The organism is Azospirillum formosense, assembly GCF_013340925.1.
Taxonomy (GTDB): domain Bacteria; phylum Pseudomonadota; class Alphaproteobacteria; order Azospirillales; family Azospirillaceae; genus Azospirillum; species Azospirillum formosense.
Map to the genome: position 1 here is coordinate 1 of NZ_WHOR01000085.1, position 20,930 is coordinate 20,930.

The window sequence follows — 20,930 nt, forward strand, 5'->3', positions numbered from 1 at the left end:
CCCATGAGAATGGGAGTGGCTGTGGCTATCGCTGTGGGAATGCGAATGACTATGGTCGTGCTCGTGGTCATGGCCATGCCCATGCGAGTGGCCATGCCCATGCGAGTGGCCATGCACCTGCCCCGAGTACGCCCCGCCCTCCGGCGCGAAAGGCGCGTGGATGGCGGCGACGCTGGCTCCCAGCCCCTTCAGCATGTCCTCGATCACATGGTCGCGGCGCAGGCGGATGGTCTCGCCGACGATCTGCACCGGCAGGTGGCGGTTGCCGAGGTGCCAGGCGATGCGGGCGAAGCCCTCCGTCCCGCCGCCGCAGCGCACCTCCATCAGCTCCTCGTCGGCGGCGACCACGCGCAGATAGGCGCCGTCGCCCAGCTCCAGCCCGTCGCCATGGTCGAGCGCGACCGCGCGCGGCAGGTCCAGCAGGAAGTCGGCCCCCGCATCGTCCCTCATCATCATGCGCCGGCGGTGGCGGTCGTCGAAGGCGAGGGTCACCGTGCCGGCCTCGCGTTCGACCGGCCAATGGCCGCGGGCGTGGACTCGGGTGGCGCGGCGGAGCGTGTCGGTCATGGAGAAAGCCGTTCGAAGGGTGTGGGCCGGCCGAAGAAACGTCCCGCGAGGGCGCCGACCGGTTCCGCCGCTCCCGTGGTGAAGAAACGAAGGGCGCCCGCCGCCTCGCCAGCAGACGGGGCGTATTCGGGGTGGCGCTCCAGGTAATTGTCCAGCGACCGGGCGACCAGACTGGGCTGGCACAGCACCTCCACCCCCGGCGGCAGCGCCTCCGCGAACAGATGCGCCACCAGCGGGTAATGGGTGCAGCCGAGCACCGCCGCGTCCAGCGGCTGGCCGCCGAGTTGCCCCAGCAGAGCCCGCACATAGCCGCGCACCGCCGGAGCCAGTTCGGCGTCCCCAGCCCCCCGCTCGATCAGCGGGACGAGGTCCGGGCAGGCCTGCTGCACCACCCGGACGTCGGGCGCCCGCTTGCCGATCTCGCGCGGGAAGGAGCCCGACGCGACGGTGGCCGGGGTGGCGAAGACGCCGACCGTCCGCGGCTCCGGGCGCCAGTCGGCGGCGGGGCCGTCCTGCATCCAGGGCACGCGGGTGATCGCCTCGACCATCGGCACCAGGACGCCCAGCACGTTGCGCCCAGGATGGGCAACGGGCAACCACGTCCGCTGCATCCGCCGCAGGGCCACCGCCGCCGCCGTGTTGCAGGCCAGGACGACCAGCCCGCAGCCCTGGGCGAACAGCCGCTCCACCCCCTGGACCGTCAGGCGGTAGATGTCCTCCTCGCTGCGCGGACCATAGGGAGCGGCGGCATGGTCGCCGAGATAGACGAAGGGACGCCCGGGAGCGGCGGCCACCAGCGCGCGCAGCACCGTCAGACCGCCGTGCCCGGAATCGAAGACACCAATCACGAACCCGTCACCCCACACTCAGAACAGGAAGTACCGCTGCGCCATGGGCAGCACGTCCGCCGGCTCGCAGGTCAGGAGCTGGCCGTCGGCGCGCACCTCGTAGGTTTCCGGATCGACCTCGATGTGGGGTGTGGAATCGTTGTGGATCATCTGCTTCTTGCCGATCGCCCGCACGCCCGTCACCGCGACCAGCTCGCGCTGCAGGCCGAGCGAGCGCAGCGCCTCGTTCTCCAGAGACAGCTTGCTGACGAAGGTCAGGGAGCTGGCCTGCATGGCGCGGCCGTAGGCGCCGAACATCGGGCGGTAATGCACCGGCTGCGGCGTCGGGATGGAGGCGTTGGGGTCGCCCATCAGCGCGGCCGCGATGGTCCCGGCCTTCAGCACCATGTCCGGCTTCACGCCGAAGAAGGCCGGCGACCAGACCACCAGATCGGCCAGCTTGCCCACCTCGACCGAGCCCTCGACATGGGCGATGCCGTGCGACAGCGCGGGGTTGATCGTGTATTTGGCGACGTAGCGCTTGACGCGGAAGTTGTCGTTCTCGCCCGTCTCCTCGGCCAGACGCCCGCGCTGGACCTTCATCTTGTGCGCGGTCTGCCAGGTGCGGATGATCACCTCGCCGACCCGGCCCATGGCCTGGCTGTCCGAGCTCAGCATCGAGAAGACGCCGAGGTCGTGCAGGATGTCCTCCGCCGCGATGGTCTCGCGCCGGATGCGGCTTTCGGCGAAGGCCACGTCCTCGGGGATGCGGGGCGACAGGTGGTGGCAGACCATGAGCATGTCGAGATGCTCATCCACCGTGTTCACCGTGAAGGGCCGCGTCGGGTTGGTGGAGCTGGGCAGCACATTGGGCAGGCCGGCCACCTTGATGATGTCCGGCGCGTGGCCGCCGCCCGCCCCCTCGGTGTGGAAGGCATGGATGTTGCGGCCCTTGAAGGCGGCGATGGTGTTCTCCACGAAGCCCGACTCGTTCAGCGTGTCGGTGTGGATCGCCACCTGGATGTCCGTCTCCTCGGCCACCGTCAGGCAGGTGTCGATGGCCGCCGGGGTGGTGCCCCAGTCCTCGTGCAGCTTCATGCCGCAGGCGCCGGCGGCGATCTGCTCCAAGAGCGCGTCGGGACGGCTGGCGTTGCCCTTGCCAAAGAAGCCGAGGTTGATCGGCAGCCCTTCCGCCGCCTGGAGCATCCGGGCCATGTGCCACGGCCCCGGCGTGCAGGTGGTGGCCGACGTGCCGGCCGCCGGGCCGGTGCCGCCGCCCAGCATGGTGGTGACGCCGCTGTTCAGCGCCTCGTCGACCTGCTGCGGGCAGATGAAGTGGATGTGGGCGTCGATGCCGCCGGCGGTGACGATCTTGCCCTCGCCCGCGATGACCTCGGTCCCCGGCCCGACGACGATGGTCACGCCCGGCTGGACGTCCGGGTTGCCGGCCTTGCCGATGCCGGCGATGCGCCCGCCGATGATGCCGATGTCGGCCTTGACGATGCCCCAGTGGTCGATGATCAGCGCGTTGGTGATGACGGTGTCCACGGCGCCGCCCTGGCGCGCGGTCTGGGCCTGCCCCATGCCGTCGCGGATCACCTTGCCGCCGCCGAACTTGACCTCCTCGCCATAGACGGTGTGGTCCTTCTCGACCTCCACGATCAGGTCGGTGTCGGCCAGCCGCACCCGGTCGCCCACGGTGGGGCCGTAGAGAGCCGCGTATTCGGCCCGGTCGATGCGATGCGCCATTGTCTGATGCCCTCCGCTGGCGCCCTTTACAGGCTGCCGTTGACCTTGCCGTTGAAGCCGATGACCACGCGGTTGCCGGCGTAGGCGACCAGCCGCACGCGGCGCGTCTGCCCCGGCTCGAAGCGCACCGCCGTCCCGGCGGGGATGTCCAGCCGGAAGCCGCGCGCCTTTTCGCGGTCGAAGGTCAGCGCCCCGTTCGTCTCGGCGAAGTGATAGTGCGAGCCGACCTGGATCGGGCGGTCGCCGGCATTGGCGACGTCCAGCTCCACCGTGTCGCGGCCGGCGTTGAGTTCGATCTCGCCCGCGGCGGGGATGATTTCACCGGGTTTCATCGGGACTCCCCTTAGCGAATCGGCTGGTGGACGGTGACGAGCTTGGTGCCGTCGGGGAAGGTGGCCTCGACCTGGATCTCGTGGATCATCTCCGGGATGCCGTCCATCACCTGATCGCGGGTGATCACCGTCGCGCCGTCGCGCATCAGCTCGGCCACGGTGCGCCCGTCGCGCGCGCCCTCCACCACATAATCGGTGATGAGGGCCACCGCCTCGGGATGGTTCAGCTTCACGCCACGCTCCAGCCGGCGGCGCGCCACCATGGCGGCCATGGCCACGAGAAGCTTGTCCTTCTCGCGCGGTGTCAGGTTCATGGGGCTGTCTCTCCGCCTTCCCATTGGGTTGGCGGGATTATGCCACGTTGCTGCGGTGCGCCAATCCCTCTTCGATGAATCGCACCGCGTTTCCAACGCCGTCCTCGGCCCGGATGCGGGCGCCGAGCGCCGCGGCCCGGCCGCGCAGGCCCGGATCGCCGGTCGCCTCGATGGCACGGGCAAGCCCCTCGGCGGTCAGCGTCCGGCGGGGAAGCGGCGGTGGCGCGACGCCGAGATCGTGGAGCCGGGCCCCCCAGACCGGCTGGTCGCCCATGAAGGGGACCCCCACCGCCGGCACGCCGGCGCGCAGGCCTGCCGCCGTGGTGCCGGCGCCACCGTGATGGACGACGGCGGACATGCGCGGAAACAACCAGTCGTGCGGCGCCGACTCCAGGCCATGGACCGTCTCCGGCAGGGCCGACCGGTCGATCCCGCCCCACCCGGCGGAGAGCACGGCGCGCCGCCCGTTCAGAGCCGCGACGACCAGCCGCGTCGTCTCGGCGGGATCGAACCCGGCCATGCTGCCGAACCCGACATAGACCGGCGGCGGTCCGCTCTCCAGAAAGGCCGCGAGGTCGGGCGGCGGCGTGTAGGCATCGGCCTCGTCCAGGAACCAGAACCCGGTCGCCCGGATGAAGTCCGGCCAGTCGTCCGGCCGCGGCAGCGCATGGGTCGAGAAGGCGTAGGGCATCGGCCATTTCGCCGTCATCAGCAACGGTCCCGGCCCGATGAAGGAGGGCTTCAGCCCCAACACCGCGCGCCGCGCCCGGTTGGTCGGCGCCCGGAAGGTCTGCCAGACGAGCTGCATCATCGCCAGATGCAGGGCGTAGTTCACGACGCCGGGAAAGCGCCGGGGCGGCATCATCGGCGGCGGAAAGGCCCGCGTCGGCGCCATCGGCTGCAGCGCCGTCCCGACGACCGGAACGCCCAGCTTCTCCGCCACCGCCACGCCCGTGTAGAAGGCGAGGCCGGAGGCGATGATCGCGTCGCTTCCCCGCGCCGCCTCCCAATATTCCCGCGTCCAGTCCAGGGCGTGGTCCTGGCCGAGGCGCAGCAGCGCCCGCATCATCTTGACGGGGTTGATGCCATCGCGGAACAGCCCGTCCGCCTCCCGGCTGCCCGTCACCGCGCGCAGGTCGCCGGACAGCGGGCTGTAGTCCAGGCCATGCCGCTCGATCAGGTCGCGGAACTCGCGGTCGGCGGGAAAGGCGACGGAGTGTCCGGCGGCCCGCAAGCCCTTCCCAAGAGCGACGTAAGGACGGATGTCGCCCTGGGACCCGTAGGTGACGATGGTGAAGCGCATGGGACCGGAGCTACGCCGGCAATCCCCCTTTGACAAGAGGGCTCAGACCTCCCACAACCGCGGCAATCTGACCGGCAGGCCCGCCGCCGCGGAGCGCAGATGCGACCACAGCGCCGCGTAGGCGCCACGCACCGGCCGCGCCTCGCCGCCCAGGATGCGGACGACCAGCAGCCCGTCGAAGGCGGTGGCGCCGACCCGCACGCCCTCCAGCCCCTCCGCCGCCGCGCGCAGCGCCTCCAGCCGGGTCGCGGCGTCGGGTGCGGCGTGGAGCAGCGTGGCGCAGGCCCCGGCCCCGCCGAAGCCCGCCGGGTGGGCCAGCGTCTCGGCGAGGTCGCCGTCCATGTGCAGGGCGTCGGCCCAGGCGAGGCGGCCGTCGCGCACCACCTCCCAGGCGTCGCGGACAAGGCCGCGGGTGACCGTCTCGCCGAAGGCGGCGCGCCCGAAGACCAGCATCTCCCCGGCGATCAGACGGGCGTCGCCCTCCAGCTCCAGCCGGGTCAGGCGGCGCAGGCGGGAGCCCTCGAAGACGATGGCCTCCTGCGGCATCCATTCCAGCCAGCCGCCGGCCTCCACGGTGACGCGGGTGTCGATGCGGCAGTCCGGCCCGGCGGAGCGGTAGACCTTCCCCGCCGCCTGGGTCGTCACCAGCGCCGCCGCCCCCGGCCCCGCCGACAGGGCGACGTCCAGCCGGTCGCCGCCGACCAGCCCTCCCGACGTGGTGACCAGCACCGCGATGGGCAGGTCCCCCGCCCGCGGGTCGGGCAGCAGAACCCGCAGCGGGTCGTGGTGGTAGAGCGTGGCGAGGCGCGTGGCCCCATGGCGATGCTCGAACCGCACCGTCGCCGCGCCGTGGACGGCGACCTTCTTAATCAACGCATCAGCCACCGGCGGAACCCATTCCTGTCTTCACATCCTCGACGGCCAACAGCACGCGCTCCGGCGTCGCGGGCGCGTCGAGGCGCACGGGCAGCCGGTGGCCGCCCACCGCCGCGACGGCGTCCTTCAGCGCCAGCCACGCCGAGATGCCGAGCATCAGCGGCGGCTCCCCGATCGCCTTGGAGCGGAACACCGTGTCCTCCCGGTTGGGGCGGTCGGTGTAGAGCGCCACCCGGAAATCCTCCGGCAGCGAGCGCGATGTCGGGATCTTGTAGGTGCTGGGCGCGTGGGTGCGCAAGCGTCCCTCGCCGTCCCACCACAGCTCCTCCGACGTGACCCAGCCCAGCCCCTGGACGAAGGCGCCCTCCACCTGCCCCAGGTCGATGGCCGGGTTGATGCTGCCGGAACAGTCGTGCAGCACGTCGGCGCGGGGGAAGCTGTACTCGCCGGTCAGCGTGTCGATCAGCGCCTCCGTCACCGCGACGCCGCAGGAGAAGTAGAAGAAGGGCCGCCCCTCGCACTTCTCGCGGTCCCACCAGATCTTCGGCGTGGCGTAATGGCCGGTGGAGGACAGCGATACCCGGTTCAGATAGGCGAGCTTCGCCACCTCCGCGAAGGTCATGGCGTGGTTGCCGGCGAAGACGGCGTTGTCGCGGAACTCCACCTTGTCCGGCGTGGTGTGGCAGTGCTGGGCGAGGAACGCCACCAGCCGGTCGCGGATGGTCCCCACGGCGATGCGCACCGCCATGCCGTTCAGGTCGGTGCCGGCCGACGCCGCGGTGGGCGGGGCGTTCGGCACCTTGTCGGTGGCGCTGGCGGTGACCCGCACCCGCTCCACGTCGATCTGGAACTCCTGAGCGGCGATCTGGGCCATCTTGGTGTGGATGCCCTGCCCCATCTCCGTGCCGCCGTGGTTCACCTGGATGGAGCCGTCGGTGTAGACGTGGACCAGCGCCGCCGCCTGGTTCAGGTGCTTGACGGTGAAGGAGATGCCGAACTTCACCGGGGTCACCGCCAGCCCCTTCTTCAGCACCGGGCTGCGGGCGTTGAAGGCGTCGATCTCCTCCCGCCGGCGGCGGTAGTCGCCGTCCTGCTCGATCCGGTCCATCAGCTCGGCGAGGATCTCCGGCTCCTCCACCGGCATCCCGTAATGGGTGGTGTCGCGGCCCGGCCCGCCGTAGAGGTTGGCGCGGCGCACGTCGAGCGGGTCCTTGCCGAGAGAACGGGCGATCTCGTCCACCACATGCTCGATGGCGATGACGCCCTGCGGCCCGCCGAAGCCGCGGAAGGCGGTGTTGGACACCGTGTTGGTCTTGCAGCGATGCCCGGTCACCCGCGCCGCCGGCAGGTAATAGGCGTTGTCGGCGTGGAACATGGCGCGGTCGACCACGCCGTTGGACAGGTCCAGCGACATGCCGCAGCGCCCGGCGAGGTCCATCTCCAGACCCTGGATGCGCCCCTCGCCGTCGAAGCCGACGTCGTAGCGCACGAAGAAGTCGTGGCGCTTGCCGGTCATCAGCATGTCGTCGTCGCGGTCGAGGCGGAACTTCACGGGACGCTTCGTCGCGTTGGCCAGCAGGCCGGCGATGGCGGCGATCTGAGCCGGCTGGCTCTCCTTGCCGCCGAAGCCGCCGCCCATGCGCCGGCACTCCACGGCGATCCCGTGCATCGGCCGCCCCAGCACCTGGGCGACGGCGTGCTGGACCTCCGACGGGTGCTGGGTCGAGGAATGGACCAGCAGGTCGCCGTCCTCCTTGGGAATGGCGTAGGCGATGTGGCCTTCCAGGTAGAAATGGTCCTGCCCGCCAACCTCCAGAGTGCCGGTCAGCCGGTGCGGCGCCCCGGCGACCGCCGCCGCCGCGTCGCCGCGCCGGAAAGTCAGCGGCGGCGAGACGAAGCTGCCCTTTTCCAGGGCCGCCTCGGCGGTCAGCACCGCCGGCAGGTCCTCGTAGTAAATCTCCACCAGCCGGGCGGCGGCGCGGGCCTGCAACAGCGTCTCCGCCGCCACGGCGACCACCGCCTGCCCGGCGTAGGTCACCAGATCGTCGGCCAGGATGGGGTCGCCACGCTGGACGGTGCCGATGTCGCTGTCCCCCGGCACGTCGGCGTAGGTGAGGACCGCGTGGACGCCCGGCGCCTGCCTCGCCCGCGACAGGTCCATGCCCAGGATGCGCGCGTGCGCCCGCTCCGACAACCGCACCGCGACGTGCAGCGTGCCGGGCAGCTCCGGGATGTCGTCGGTGTAGGCCGCGGCGCCCATCACATGCTTGCGGGCGCTTTCATGCTCGATGCCCCGGTGGACGCCGCCGCGGATCGGTTGGATGGTGCCGCCGTCAGCCATGCACGGCCTCCAGGGAGGGGCGTTCGGCCCCGGTCGTGTGAAGAAGGAAGCGCATCAGCAGGTTCTTCGCCACCAGCGCCCGGTAGCGGTCGCTGGCCCGCATGTCGGTCATCGGGCGGAAGTCGCGGTCGAGCGCCGGCAGGGCCGCCGCCACGGCGTCCGCCGTCCAGGGCTGCCCGGCCATCGCCGCCTCCAGCGCCGGGGCGCGGGCCGGGGTCGCCGCCATGCCGCCGTAACCGGCGCGCAGCTCCGCCACCCGCCCCTCCCCGTCCAGCGTCAGCAGGAAGGCGGCGCAGACTGCGGAGATGTCCTGGTCGCGCCGCTTGGACACCTTCCAGGTGGCGAAGCGCTGGCCGTCGCGCGGCAGGGGGATGCGGATGCGCTCGACGAACTCGCCCGGCTTCAGGTCGTTCCTGCGGTAGCCGTGGTAGAAACGATCCAACGGCAGCTCCCGCCGTACCCCGCCCCGGTTCAGCACCAGCGAGGCGCCCAGAGCCAGCAGGGCCGGCATGCTGTCCCCGATGGGCGAGCCGTTGGCGACGTTGCCGCCCAGCGTGCCGGAGTTGCGCACCTGCGCCGCACCGATGCGGGTGACCAGGGCGGCCAGTTCGGGCAGGCGGCGTTCCAGAACCGGCAGCAGGTCGGTGTAGGTCACCGCCGCGCCGATCTCCAGCGCATCGGCCCCCTCGCCGATCCGGTGAAGCTCCCGCACCTGGGCGAGATGAATCAGCGTGGGCAGGCTGCGCCCCTGCTTGGTCACCCAAAGACCCACATCGGTCGCCCCGGCGACCAGCGTGGCGTTCGGATGCGCGGCGCACAGAGCGGCCAACTCTTCGATGCTCCGCGGCGCGTGGAAGCTGGCGGCGCCGTGGGCCACGGTCAGGGGCCCGTCGCGCCGGATGGAGCGCAGCAGGGTGGCGATGCCCTCCTCGGCCCGGTCGAAGCGGTCGTCGGTCCGCTCCGCCGCCATGGTCCGGGCGGCGTCGAGGATCGGACGGTAGCCGGTGCAGCGGCACAGGTTGCCGGCCAGCGCGTCGTGGATCACCCCATCGGTCAGGCCGCCGGACGCGACGCGCCCATCATGATGGAGCGCGAACAGCGCCATCACGAAGCCGGGGGTGCAGAAGCCGCATTGCGAGGCGTGCTTGTCCACCATCGCCGCCTGGACGGGGTGCAGCTGCCCGTCCGCGCCGGCCAGATCCTCGACGGTCAGCAGCAGCTTGCCGTCGATCATCGGCAGGAAGAGGATGCAGGCGTTGACGGCGCGGTAACGGACGCGCCCGTCCGCGGCGAGATCGCCCAGCACCACCGTGCAGGCGCCGCAATCCCCCTCGGCGCAGCCCTCCTTGGAACCGGGGCGCCCGTTGGCGCGCAGCCAGTTCAGCACCGTGGTGGTGGGATCGGCGTCCCGCACCTCCACCACCCGTCCGCCGAGCACGAAACGCACAGAGCCCGTCATTGTCCCTCCTGTCGGGCGTTTCCGTCATAGTGCCGGAAAGTCTCCGCAGGCCGCAATGGCGGGCCGGCCGTCTAGCCATAAAGGCAAGGTTCGGATGGATAAACCGCTCCGAAGGGCGTCAGGCGTCCTCGGGGAAGCATCCGCTGCGGGCGGCCACGACGGCGACCTGGGTGCGGTTGCGCACGCCCAGCTTCTGCATGATGGCCCGCACATGGACCTTCACGGTGCCTTCCAGGACACCCAGCTCCCGCGCGATCTCCTTGTTGGAGTGACCGGCCAGAAGAAGCTGGAACACATCGCGCTGCCGGTCGGTCAGCCGGTCGAGGATCTGGCCCGAGGGACGCGCGGCCTCCGCCGCGACGTTGCCGGACAGGACGGCACGCGGCAGCGGCAGGAAGGTCTCCCCGGTCAAGGCAAGCGAGATCGCGTGCTCCAGCACCGCCGTCGAACTGGTCTTCAGGATGTAGCCCCTGGCCCCCAGCCGCACGCTGTCCACGATGTCCGCCACCTCGTCCGACCCGGAGATGACCAGAAGCGGACGGCGTCCCAGCACCTCGACCATGCGGCGCACCCCGTCGCGCCCGCTGCGGTCTCCCAGGTTGAGGTCGAACAGGACCAGCGTCAGATCCGGCGTGCGGTCGGCGATGGCCATCGCCTCGTCCAGCGAACCAGCCTCCAGCACCTGCGCGTCCGGGTGGATCTCCCCCACCGAAAGGGCGAAGCCGTGCCGCACCAGGGGGTGGTCGTCCACCACCAGAAACGTTTGCGCCCTGCCGGCCACCGACCGCTCCTTGCCGCGCGTCTGCAGCTGAACTTCCATTGCTTTGCTACCCCATCAAGCCGCCGAAAGCCGACTTGGAAAACAAAAACGCCCCAATCCAGCTCGGCTTTCTGTCCAGCGGAAAAGTATAAAGGTACCTCTTTTGGACTTTGCAGAAGCAGCGCTGCGCGAATTCCAGTCTTTTCGAAGCCATTTATGTTTCATTCGTATCGAGCTTCTTCCAAGCATCTTGCGCCGCTCCCTGACCATCCGTATAAATCATCGGGACAACCAGCGTAAAGCACGCTTTTTCGATACAATAAAGGCGGCTTTTTTCCCTTTTCCCCGGCGAAACGGACAACGATTGGCGTTGTGCGCTGCTCGTCACGGGTGGCGTCGCGGAGGAGTTTCGATGAGAACGTGGAACGTCATGCTCGTGGACCATGACCGGCTGTTTTCGGCGGCGCTGGGAACGCTCATCAGCGGTGGCCCCTTCCGCGTCTGTCACCACGCCACGACGGTGGAGGATGCGGAGGCGGCCATCGCGCAGGGCGTGCAGCCCGACCTGATCGTGGTGGCCCTGGGTGACGCGACGAACGACGAGGCCGGCGGGGTGAAGCGCCTGCGCGCCGCCACCAGCGCCCGCATCGCCGTGCTCGCCGACGCGATCGCCGACCGCACGCTGTCGCTGTCGTTGAAGGCCGGTGCCGACGCCTATTTGAACAAGTCGATGTCGAGCGAGTCCCTGTTGCGCGCCTTGCAGCTGGTCATGCTGGGCGAAGTGGTCTATCCCACCCACGTCGCGAGCCTGCTGATTGCCAACGCCAACAGCGAGCGTCCACAGCCGGAGCGCGCCCAGCCCGCCAACAACGAGTTGTCGAAGCGCGAGGTTCAGATCCTGCGCTGTCTGCTTGCCGGGCAGTCGAACAAAGCCATTGCGCGCAACCTGCACATCACGGAATCGACCGTGAAGATGCACTTCAAGAACGTGATGCGGAAGATCAACGCCCAGAACCGCACGCAAGCCGCGGTGTGGGCGATCCAGAACGGTCTGTCGCCGCTGGCGTCCGTCTAGAGACAGGTCCCCTCTCCCGCCGCAGGGGAGAGGGGACGGTGCACGATCACTCCGCCGCGTGGCGGTGGGCGCCGTGGCGGCCTTCGGCGAACTCCTCCACCATCTTGCGGCAGAAGGCCGGCAGGTCGTCCGGCTTGCGCGAGGTCACCAAGCCTTGGTCGGTGACGACCTCGCTGTCCTCCCAATTCGCCCCGGCGTTGCCGAGATCGGCCTTCAGCGACGGCCAGGAGGTCATGCGCTTGCCCTTCGCGCCGCCCGCGTCGATCAGCGTCCAGGGGCCGTGACAAATCGCGGCGATGGGCTTGCCCGACTGGACGAAGCTGCGCACGAAATCGATGGCCTTGGGCTCCAGCCGCAGCGCGTCGGGGTTGATGACCCCGCCCGGCAACACCAGCGCGTCGAAGCTTCCAGGGTCCGCCTGATCGAGCGTGACGTCCACGTCCACCCGGTCGGCCTTGTCGTGGTGGTTCCAGCCCTGGATTTGCCCGCCCTGGGGCGCCACGATCCGCACCTCGGCGCCTTCGTTGCGCAGCGCCTTCACCGGTTCGGTCAATTCGACCTGCTCGAAGCCGTCGGTCGCCAGAACGGCGACGGTCTTCTTCTCGAGTTTTCCTGCCATGGGATCACCTCCTCGGTTGGCCTGTCCGGTCAGCAACCGGCGTACCTCTGGGGAGTTCCCTCCGGAACCGCCGCGCACCTCCCATGTTCCCTTTGACGGACCGCGCGTCACAATCGGGAGCACAGACCCATGCGTTACAGCGGCACTTCGGCGGGCATCCTCGCCGCGTTCGCCATCGCCACGTCCCTGACTTTGGGCGTTCCTCAACCTGTCCAAGCCGCGGACGCCGTGCGAACCACGGAGGCGTCCTACCCCCGGCTCTACCAGGGCTGGCGGGCCGGCGTGATCGTCGGGACCGAGGTCGAGGGGCTGCTCGGCGAGGAGCTTGGGCAGGTGGTCGATCTCGTCGTCGGCCCGGACGGACGGCTGGAAAGTGCGGTGATCGAGGCCAGCGGCATGCTCGACGTCGGCGAGGCGCGCTTCACCGTGCCCTGGCACCAGTTGATGCCCGGATCGGTGGACGGCGTCCTTGCCTATCCCGTTGCCGGCCCCGACACGCTGGACCTGATCCGGCGCCAGCAGCAGACGGCCAGCCGTCCCGGCGACTGGCGTGTCTCCGCCCTGATCGGCCAGCCGGCCAACACAGCGGGCGACGCGACCGAGGCCGGATTCTTCGGCACGGTGGAGGATCTGGTGTTCGACCGCAACGGCGCGCTCAAGGCCGTCGTGGTGACGCCGGAGCCGGAGGGCGAAGGCCCCTACGCCGTCGCCTGGAAAGCGGCGGCACTGGAGCCGGGCCTGACCTCCGTCACGTTGCAGGCGACGCCGGATCAGGTGAAGGCACTCGGCTCGTTCGACGCGGCGCGCATGAAGGAGTTCAACACCGCGCGCCTGAACCTGGGGGCCCAGGCGCGCCAGGAGTAATGCCCCATCAGGAAAAGAGTTTCTGTCAGGCCGCCGGGCGGGCCACGCCGCCGACCGTCGGGCGGCTGGCCGCGGCGGCGGAACGGCCATAGCGGGCAACGGTCAGCCCGTCCATGTCGATCTCCGTCTGGCGCCCGCCGACCACGTCGGCGACCACCCGGCCCGAGCCGGCGGCCATCGTCCAGCCCAGCGTCCCGTGTCCGGTGTTGAGGAACAGGTTGCGCACCGGGGTCGGACCGACGATGGGCGTGCCGTCCGGCGTGTTGGGCCGCAGGCCGGTCCAGAACTCCGCCTTCGACAGATCGCCGCCCGTCGGGAAGAGGTCGCTCACCACATGGTCGAGCGGACCGCGGCGGCTCGGACGCAACGTCAGGTCGAAGCCGGTCAGCTCCGCCGTGCCGCCGACGCGGATGCGGTCGCCGAGGCGGGTCACAGCGATCTTGTGCGTCTCGTCCATCACCGTGGATTCCGGCGCACCCGCCGGATCGACGATGGGCAGCGTCAGCGAATAGCCCTTCACCGGATAGACCGGCAGGTCCAGCCCGAACGGCTTCACCAGCGTCGGAGAATAGCTGCCCATGGCGACCACGTAGGAGTCGGCGGTCAGCGTGCCGGCGTCGGTCACCACACCGGTGACGCGGCGCCCGTCGCTCTCCAGCCTGCGGATGCCGGTGTTGTAGCGGAACTCCACCCCCATCTCCGTCGCCAGCGCGGCCAGCGCGTTGGTGAAGCGGAAGCAGTCGCCCGTCTCGTCGCCCGGCAGCAGCAGACCGCCGACGATCTTCTCCTTGACCAGCCGCAGCGCCGGCTCGACGGCCGCGCAGCCCTCCACGTCGAGCAGGCTGTAGGGCACCTTGAAGCGGTCCAGCACGGCCATGTCGGTGGCGGCGGCGTCCACCTGCTTCCGGGTGCGGAAGACCTGGAGCGTGCCCTTGGCGCGCTCGTCGTAGCGGATGCCGGTCTCGTCGCGCAGGGCGCGCAGGCAGTCGCGGCTGTATTCGGCCAGCCGGACCATGCGGCCCTTGTTGATCTCGTAGGAACGCTCGTTGGCGTTGGCCAGCAGCTTCAGGCACCAGGACCACATCGCCGGGTCCATCTTCGGCCGGATCACCAGCGGGGAATGCTTCATCAGCATCCACTTCACCGCCTTCGCCATCAGGCCCGGCGCCGCCCAGGGGGCGGAATAGCCCGGCGACACCTCGCCCGCGTTGGCGTAGCTGGTCTCCAGCGCCGGACCGGGCTGCCGATCCACCACCGTGACCTCGTGCCCGGCCTTCGCCAGGAAATAGGCGGTGGAAACGCCGATGACGCCGCTGCCGAGGACGATGACGCGCATGTGAAGGCTCCCGAGATCACGGATTTGTTCCGATCCCCCTCGCAATCCCGATGCCAACTGCGGAAAGCCGCGGACTTGCTGGACCGGAGGAATCCGCATCGGGCAACGCCGTACACAATTCGTTACGCAGTCTTTTCCAGGCACTGTCCGATCACCGGGAAAACCCATATTGAACAATGATTTGTTACGGTCGTAGCGAATTCGTTACAGCGTACATTTATGTTTACAGGCACACCTGCCGTGGTACCCTCATGCCGTCCAACGGGGAGCGCCATGCGCATCGACGTGCTGTTCGCCGACCGGGTCGGCATCGCCCACGAGATTCTGGCTGTTCTCGCCAAGCGGCGCCTGAACGTCGTGGCCGTGGAGGTGGACCCGCCGCACATCCACATCGACGCGCCGGAGCTGGACGTGCCGGGATTTGGCGCGCTCGACGCCGCGTTGCGCGCCGTGCTGGGGGTGGAGTCCGTCACCCCCATCGACATCCTGCCCGGCACGCGGCGACGGCTGCATCTGGACGCCCTGCTGGCCGCCCTGCCCGACCCGGTTCTGGCGGTGGACCGTGCGTGCCGCATCGTGGTGGCGAACGCCGCCGCCGCGACGGTCGCCGGGCGCAGCGAGGCCGAACTGACCGGTGCCGATTTCGGCCGGCTGTTCGGCGACGCCGAGCTGTCCGACCTGTTGGTGGACAACGGCTTCCGCCTCGCCGCCGGGCAGGAGGTCACACTGAACGGCCAGCCCTTCCTGCTGGACGCCACCCCCATCGTGGAGGACGGGCGTTCCGCCGGCGGGGTGGTCACCCTCTTCGCGCCGAGCCGGCTGGGCGAGCGGCTGAACGCGCTCCAGAACTTCGACGAGGGCGGCTTCGACCGCATCCTCGGCGAGTCCGCCCCGATCCGCTCGCTGAAGGCGCGGGCGGCGCGGGTCGCGGCGGTGGACGCGCCGCTGCTGATCCTGGGCGAGACAGGCACCGGCAAGGAGTTGATCGCCCACGCCTGCCACCGCGCCAGCCCGCGCCGCGACAAGCCCTTCCTCGCGCTGAACTGCGCCGCCGTGCCGGAAAGTCTGGCGGAGAGCGAGCTGTTCGGCTACGCCCCCGGCTCCTTCACCGGGGCGCAGCGCGGCGGCAAGCCCGGCCTTCTGGAACTCGCCCACGGCGGCACCGTCTTCCTCGACGAGATCGGGGAGATGTCGCCCTACCTCCAGGCCAAGCTGCTGCGCTTCCTGAACGACGGTCGCTTCCGCCGCGTCGGCGGCGACCGCGAGCAGACGGTGGATGTGCGGGTGGTCAGCGCCACCCACCGCAACCTCGACGCCATGGTCGCCGAGCACAGCTTCCGCGAAGACCTGTTCTACCGGCTGAACGTGCTGTCTCTCCAAGTCCCGGCGCTGCGCGAGCGCGGCGACGACATCCTTCTGCTCGCCCGGCACTTCATCGCCCGCGCCTGCGCCCAGGCCCGCCGCCCGCCCTGCCGGCTGACCGTGGCGGCGGGTGCCGCCCTGCTCGCCAACCCCTGGCCGGGCAACGTCCGCCAGTTGGAGAACGTCATCTTCCGCGCCGTGACGATGAGCGACGGGGCCTATCTCGATGCCGCCGACCTGGAACTGGCCGGGGCGCGCATGGAGGCCGAGACCGGCGGCGAACCCGCTGAGCCGTCGAGTTGGGACGAAGCGGCGGCGGCCTTCGAGCGCGGCCTGCTCCGCCGCCTCTACCCGCGCTACCCGTCCAGCCGCAAGCTGGCCGCCCGGCTCCACACCTCGCACACGATGATCGCGAACAAGCTGCGGAAATACGGGATTCCGGACGGGACGTGAGCGCCGCGCTAGATGCGCGAGCGCTCGGCCTTGCTGTAGTTGCTGAAATGACCCTCGGCCGCGGCGGCGCGGCGGGCGGTGTTCAGGAACTTGTCGGCCTTGGTGTCGGGCGCGATGCGCGCCACCTTCCGTTCCAGCGCGACCGATCCGCAGGAGGCGCAGACGGGCGTGTCCGCCGAACGCACCAGCGCTTCGAACTCGTGGTCGCAGGCGGTGCAGCGGTAGGAGTAGAGCGGCATGGGAATCCTCACACGGGTCGGGAACCGGGCGCACTCATCCTATCACGTAATTTTTCTATGGGTATAGCGCAGCGCAGCATTCTCACGCCGCCGATCCGTTCCGCGGTAGGATGCCCACACGAAGAATAGAGGAGGAACGGGTGATCTACGCCTTCAACGACAAGGTCCCGCAACTGTCGCCCCACTGCTGGGTCGCCCCCAGCGCCACCGTCGTCGGCGACATTCTGCTGGAGGAGGACGTGTCCGTCTGGTGGGGCGCGGTCATGCGCGCCGAGGAGGAGCGCATCCACATCGGCGCCGGCAGCAACGTCCAGGACAACGCCGTCCTCCACGTCGATCCGGGCTTCCCTCTGCTCATCGGCAGGAACGTGACCATCGGCCATCTGGCGATGGTGCACGGCTGCACCGTCGGCGACGGCAGCCTGATCGGCATCGGCGCCACCGTCCTAAACGGCGCCCGCATCGGCCGCGACTGCCTGATCGGCGCCCACGCCTTCATCGCGGAGGGCAAGGAGATCCCCGACCGTTCGCTGGTCCTCGGCGCGCCGGGCAAGGTGGTGCGCACGCTGTCGGACGAGGATGTGGAGCGCATGCGCGCCCCCGCCGCCGTCTACCAGCAGCGGTGGAAGAGCTACGCCAAGGGGCTGCGCCCGATCAACGTTCCCGGCACCGTCCCCGGCCAGCCCTGACAAGACCCGGCGTGGGGCGCCCTCAGGCTCCAGCGCCCCTGATGAAGAAGTACAGGGTCAGCCCCACGCCGATCGACACCACCACCCACTTCATCACGTCGCGGCTGACCCGCTTCGCCGCGTGGGCGCCGGCGTAGCCACCGGCAATGGCCGACACCGCCATGACGGCGGTTTCCGGCCAGGACACCGCGTCGGACAGGCAGAAGGCCGCCACCGCCGCGCCATTCATCAGCGCGGCCAGCAGGATGCGCAGCCCGTTCATGGCGTGGATGTCGCGCAGGCCGAACAAGGTCAGCGCCGCCAGCATCAGGAAGCCGATCCCGCCGCCGAAATAGCCCCCATAGATGGCGATGACGAACTGCACGACCAGAACGGAGCGACCGCTCAGCCGCAGCCGGGCGGCCAGGGCCGGCATGAAGCTCCCCACCGCGAAGACCGCCGTCGCGAACAGCAGCAGCCAGGGCACCAGCCCGGCGAAGGCGCGGTCCGGCGTGGTCAGCAGGAGAATCGCCCCGACCACCCCGCCGATGAGGCTGACCACGGAGAAGGCGGTGACGCTGACCTCCGTCACGCCGCGGATCTCCTTGCGGTAGGCCCAGGCGCTGGCCATCTGGCCGGGGAACAGGGCGACCGTGCTCGACACGTTGGCGCTGACCGGCGGCACCCCGGCGAACAGCAGCGCCGGGAAGGTGATGAAAGCCCCGCCCCCGGCGACGGCGTTGAGAACGCCCGACGCGAACGCCGCGACCATCAGCAGCACCATGGCAAGCATCGCACCCCCACCGTCAGCCTCTTTGTGTATTTGGCATGCCAGTCAACGTTGTGGGCACCCAGACAAACGCCATAGGAGGCTTGCGTCCCCCATGGATGCAGCCACGCGGTTCGCCGACGCCTTCGTACAAAAATGCTATTTCACTGATTGTTTGCTACATTAGCCATTGACGCGACGTGGCATCTGGTATACCAAATATCCATCGCCTGCCACTGCCCGATGCCCAGGTGCCGCCGACGGCCTTCGACCGGCCCGACGCGGTTCCACCGGTCAAGCTCCGGTCCCCCGCGGGGGTCTCCGTGCAGGGCGCGCTTACCGCAACCCGCTGTCTGGTGGAGGGCTCGCCATGAAAGTCGCCGACATTCTTCGGACCAAGGAATCCCGCGTCGTCACCGTCCGCTCCGGCGAAACCATCGAGGAGGCGATCCGGCTGATGCGGTCGGAGAACATCAGCGCCCTGGTGGTCAAGGACGTCTGCCGGACCGAGGGCAACGCCGTCGCCGGCATGCTGTCGGAGCGCGACGTCGTCTATGCGCTGCTGGAGCGCGGCGCGTCGGTCCTGAAGACGCCGGTCTTCATGCTGATGTCGCGCGCACCGCAGACCTGCTCGCCCGACGACAGCGTCGTTCACGCGCTGGAATTGATGGACCGCCACCACATCCGGCACCTGCCGGTGCTCGACGGCTCCACGCTGGTCGGCGTCGTCAGCGCCCGCGACTTCACCAAGCTCCAGCTCACCGAGATGGTCGCCCACACCCAGCCCCCGGCGCAGGAAACCCCGGTCTACGCGCACTGACCGCGACCCGGCGCAAGCGGACAGGCCCCAGCCGGAAGGCCCGTCGTCCCAGCGGACGGCGGGCCTTTCTTCTTGGCTTTCAAACCATCACGCGCCGACGCCCTCGGCCCAGCGCAGCAACAGCGCCACGGCTTCCGGCGGCTCGGGGCGGATCATCGGCACGCTGCCCAGGATGACCTGGCCTGCCCCGCCGTCCACGGTGATGATCTCACCCGACCGGACGGTCAGGTCGCCCACGGTCATCACGCCGGCCACCGGATCGACACGCAGCATGCGCGCTCCGGTGACGCAGGGCAGCCCCATGGCGCGCGCGACGGTGGCGGCGTGGCTGGTCGCCCCGCCGCGTGCGGTCACCACCGCGCAGGCCACCTGCATGCCGTGCACGTCGTGGGGAGAGGTTTCCGGACGGCACAGCACCACGGCCACACCCTCCGCCGCCAGCCGAACCGCCTCGTCCGACGTGAAGACCAGCACACCCGTGGCGGCACCGGAGGAGGCCGGCAGGCCGCGGGCAATCACCTCGCGGGGGGCATCCGGCTCGGGGATGGGGCGCAGGCTGTCCGCCAGCGCCGGCAGGTCGGCGCGCCGCACCGCCTCGTCCCGCGAGATGATGCCGGCCTGCGCCATCTCCGTGGCGATGCGCACCCCGGCTTCCGGCGTCCGCTTGCCGGCACGCGACTGGAGGATGAACAGGCGCCCCTGCTGGACGGTGAATTCGATCTCCTGCATATCGCCGAAATGGCGCTCCAGCCGTTCGGCGATGCGGCCCAACTCGGCGAAGGCCTCGGGGGCGACCGCCTCCAGGGACGCGTCGGCGCCGGACAGCGGCCCCGGCGTGCGCAGGCCGGACACGATGTCCTCGCCCTGGGCATCGGCCAGGAACTCGCCGCACAGCACGGCTTCGCCGGTGGAGGGATCACGGCTGTGGGCGACGCCGGTGCCGGAGGCGCCTCCACGGTTGCCGAACACCATCGCCTGCACGGTCGCCGCGGTTCCCCAATCGTCGGGAATGCCGTGCACCGCCCGGAAGGCCACGGCGCGGGCGTTGCTCCAGGAGCGGAAGATGGCCCCGATGGCGGCGAAAAGCTGGGTCCGTGCGTCCTGCGGGAAGGGCTCTCCCGCCTCGCGCTCGATCACCTCGCGGTAGGCGGCGGCCACGGCGCGCCAGTCGGCGGCGCCCAGGTCGGCGTCGCGGAGCAGCCCCCGCCCCTCCTTGTAGGCCTCCAACGCCGCGTCGAAGCTGTGGGCGCACACCCCTTGCACCACCGCGCCATAGGTCTGGATCAGCCGGCGGTAGCAGTCGTAGGCGAAGCGGGCGTCGCCGCTGCGCGCCACCAGACCCTTTACCGTCGCGTCGGTCAGGCCGAGATTCAGGATCGTGTCCATCATGCCGGGCATCGAGGCCCGTGCGCCCGACCGCACGGACACCAGCAACGGATTCTCCGACCCGCCGAAGCGGGCGCCTGCCACGGCTTCCAGACGGGTCAGCGCCTCCTCCACCTGGGCGGACAGCCCGGCGGGAAAGCCGCCCTGCCCGGCGCGGTGCCGGCGGCTGGCTTCCGCCACTATGGTGAAGCCCGGCGGCACCGGCACGCCCAGCCGCGCCATCTCGGCGAGCCCGGCGCCCTTGCCGCCCAGCTCCGCCAGCATGCCGCCGTGCCCTTCCGCCCCGCCGCCGCCAAAGGCGTAGACCCACCGCTGTCCACCGGCCGCCTGTCCATTGGCCGCCTGTCCATTGGCCACCGGCAGCGCCGGGTGCCCGGCAACCACGGCGGCACCGACGGCGATGGCGCCGCTGGTGTCGATGGAGCCTTGGATGATGGACTGGTGGAGCATGGACCTATCCTCGCGTCGGCGTGGTGTTCAGGCACCCTGTGGACATGAACGGAAAATTTCTCCGGTCAAACCGATATCTTATTTCCTCATAATGCCACTTCACGAACTGAGTGCAATGCACAAATAGTCGCATTTGCGACGATAACGCTTTGGCGGCGAAAAAAGGCACGGGAAATTCCGCATAGCGGAATTTTAGGCGAATTGTTCACCAGAAATTCGGGTTGGAAATGCGCGGCGGCCTCAGGCGATCAGCCCAGCCGGGCCTGCTCCAGAGGGACACGCGTCAGGGGGTAACCGAGCCCTTCCGGGATGCACAGCGCTGGCCCCTCCGGGGTGTCGGCGGGACGGGGCAGGATGGGGG

General features: G+C 69.9%; 20 protein-coding genes. 5 read left to right on the top strand and 15 right to left on the bottom strand.

What is annotated here, in order from left to right:
* From ureE to GBZ26_RS13255, 10 genes are all read right to left on the bottom strand, one after another.
* On the bottom strand, nt 1–567 hold a 567-nt coding region (gene ureE, locus GBZ26_RS13210), incomplete at its 3' end, for an urease accessory protein UreE (RefSeq protein WP_174439233.1).
* The gene (gene murI, locus GBZ26_RS13215; RefSeq protein WP_174439234.1) at nt 564–1,415 is read right to left on the bottom strand and encodes a glutamate racemase; all 852 of its coding nucleotides are present in this window, start codon (nt 1,413–1,415) and stop codon (nt 564–566) included. The genes ureE and murI, both read right to left, overlap by 4 nt.
* A gap of 18 nt (nt 1,416–1,433) precedes the next feature.
* Nucleotides 1,434–3,143: an urease subunit alpha gene (gene ureC / locus GBZ26_RS13220; RefSeq protein ID WP_174439235.1), complete on the bottom strand. Its 1,710-nt coding sequence runs from the start codon at nt 3,141–3,143 to the stop codon at nt 1,434–1,436.
* 26 nt (nt 3,144–3,169) lie between these two features.
* Nucleotides 3,170–3,475, bottom strand: a complete 306-nt coding sequence (locus tag GBZ26_RS13225; protein WP_035673497.1) for an urease subunit beta — start codon at nt 3,473–3,475, stop codon at nt 3,170–3,172.
* Between the two features lie 11 nt (nt 3,476–3,486).
* Entirely contained in the window at nt 3,487–3,789 is a 303-nt protein-coding gene (locus GBZ26_RS13230) for an urease subunit gamma (RefSeq protein ID WP_014240308.1), read from the bottom strand.
* A 37-nt stretch (nt 3,790–3,826) separates the two neighbouring features.
* Complete coding sequence (locus GBZ26_RS13235; protein WP_174439236.1) at nt 3,827–5,092, bottom strand: glycosyltransferase; 1,266 nt, start codon at nt 5,090–5,092, stop codon at nt 3,827–3,829.
* Between the two features lie 42 nt (nt 5,093–5,134).
* A complete protein-coding gene (locus GBZ26_RS13240) occupies nt 5,135–5,977 on the bottom strand; it encodes an urease accessory protein UreD (protein ID WP_345772044.1) in 843 nt (280 codons plus the stop codon).
* Entirely contained in the window at nt 5,970–8,309 is a 2,340-nt protein-coding gene (gene xdhB, locus GBZ26_RS13245) for a xanthine dehydrogenase molybdopterin binding subunit (RefSeq protein WP_174439237.1), read from the bottom strand. The genes GBZ26_RS13240 and xdhB overlap by 8 nt, the downstream gene beginning before the upstream one ends.
* Nucleotides 8,302–9,768 carry a xanthine dehydrogenase small subunit gene (gene xdhA / locus GBZ26_RS13250; protein WP_174439238.1) on the bottom strand — a complete coding sequence of 489 codons (1,467 nt, stop codon included), beginning with the start codon at nt 9,766–9,768 and terminating at the stop codon, nt 8,302–8,304. Before xdhA ends, xdhB begins: the two co-directional genes overlap by 8 nt.
* A 118-nt stretch (nt 9,769–9,886) precedes the next feature.
* The gene (locus GBZ26_RS13255; protein WP_174439239.1) at nt 9,887–10,588 is read right to left on the bottom strand and encodes a LuxR C-terminal-related transcriptional regulator; all 702 of its coding nucleotides are present in this window, start codon (nt 10,586–10,588) and stop codon (nt 9,887–9,889) included.
* A gap of 352 nt (nt 10,589–10,940) precedes the next feature.
* Here GBZ26_RS13255 and GBZ26_RS13260 point away from each other — a divergent pair, with 352 nt between their 5' ends.
* On the top strand, nt 10,941–11,603 hold the full coding sequence (locus tag GBZ26_RS13260; protein WP_174439240.1) for a LuxR C-terminal-related transcriptional regulator: 663 nt from the start codon (nt 10,941–10,943) through the stop codon (nt 11,601–11,603).
* A 46-nt stretch (nt 11,604–11,649) separates the two neighbouring features.
* On the opposite strand, the gene GBZ26_RS13265 is transcribed toward GBZ26_RS13260, so the two are convergent.
* Complete coding sequence (locus GBZ26_RS13265) at nt 11,650–12,222, bottom strand: type 1 glutamine amidotransferase domain-containing protein (protein ID WP_174439241.1); 573 nt, start codon at nt 12,220–12,222, stop codon at nt 11,650–11,652.
* Nucleotides 12,223–12,351: 129 nt separating this feature from the next.
* Between GBZ26_RS13265 and GBZ26_RS13270 the strand changes: the two genes are divergently transcribed.
* Nucleotides 12,352–13,086 carry a PRC-barrel domain-containing protein gene (locus GBZ26_RS13270; protein WP_174439242.1) on the top strand — a complete coding sequence of 245 codons (735 nt, stop codon included), beginning with the start codon at nt 12,352–12,354 and terminating at the stop codon, nt 13,084–13,086.
* A 25-nt stretch (nt 13,087–13,111) separates the two neighbouring features.
* On the opposite strand, the gene GBZ26_RS13275 is transcribed toward GBZ26_RS13270, so the two are convergent.
* A complete protein-coding gene (locus tag GBZ26_RS13275) occupies nt 13,112–14,422 on the bottom strand; it encodes a D-amino acid dehydrogenase (RefSeq protein WP_174439243.1) in 1,311 nt (436 codons plus the stop codon).
* Nucleotides 14,423–14,695: 273 nt separating this feature from the next.
* On the opposite strand from GBZ26_RS13275, the gene GBZ26_RS13280 reads away from it, so the two are divergent.
* Nucleotides 14,696–16,237, top strand: a complete 1,542-nt coding sequence (locus GBZ26_RS13280; protein ID WP_174439244.1) for a sigma-54-dependent transcriptional regulator — start codon at nt 14,696–14,698, stop codon at nt 16,235–16,237.
* An 8-nt stretch (nt 16,238–16,245) separates the two neighbouring features.
* Here the strand turns inward: GBZ26_RS13280 and GBZ26_RS13285 are convergent, their stop codons facing one another.
* Nucleotides 16,246–16,476 carry an FmdB family zinc ribbon protein gene (locus GBZ26_RS13285; RefSeq protein WP_119509984.1) on the bottom strand — a complete coding sequence of 77 codons (231 nt, stop codon included), beginning with the start codon at nt 16,474–16,476 and terminating at the stop codon, nt 16,246–16,248.
* A gap of 140 nt (nt 16,477–16,616) precedes the next feature.
* Between GBZ26_RS13285 and GBZ26_RS13290 the strand changes: the two genes are divergently transcribed.
* Nucleotides 16,617–17,165: a gamma carbonic anhydrase family protein gene (locus GBZ26_RS13290; RefSeq protein WP_343207194.1), complete on the top strand. Its 549-nt coding sequence runs from the start codon at nt 16,617–16,619 to the stop codon at nt 17,163–17,165.
* Between the two features lie 22 nt (nt 17,166–17,187).
* Here GBZ26_RS13290 and GBZ26_RS13295 read toward each other — a convergent pair whose 3' ends face one another.
* On the bottom strand, nt 17,188–17,937 hold the full coding sequence (locus tag GBZ26_RS13295; protein WP_174439246.1) for a sulfite exporter TauE/SafE family protein: 750 nt from the start codon (nt 17,935–17,937) through the stop codon (nt 17,188–17,190).
* 346 nt (nt 17,938–18,283) lie between these two features.
* Here GBZ26_RS13295 and GBZ26_RS13300 point away from each other — a divergent pair, with 346 nt between their 5' ends.
* Nucleotides 18,284–18,733: a CBS domain-containing protein gene (locus GBZ26_RS13300; protein WP_174439247.1), complete on the top strand. Its 450-nt coding sequence runs from the start codon at nt 18,284–18,286 to the stop codon at nt 18,731–18,733.
* A gap of 87 nt (nt 18,734–18,820) precedes the next feature.
* Here GBZ26_RS13300 and GBZ26_RS13305 read toward each other — a convergent pair whose 3' ends face one another.
* A complete protein-coding gene (locus GBZ26_RS13305; protein WP_174439248.1) occupies nt 18,821–20,569 on the bottom strand; it encodes a PEP/pyruvate-binding domain-containing protein in 1,749 nt (582 codons plus the stop codon).
* Nucleotides 20,570–20,930: the final 361 nt, after the last annotated feature.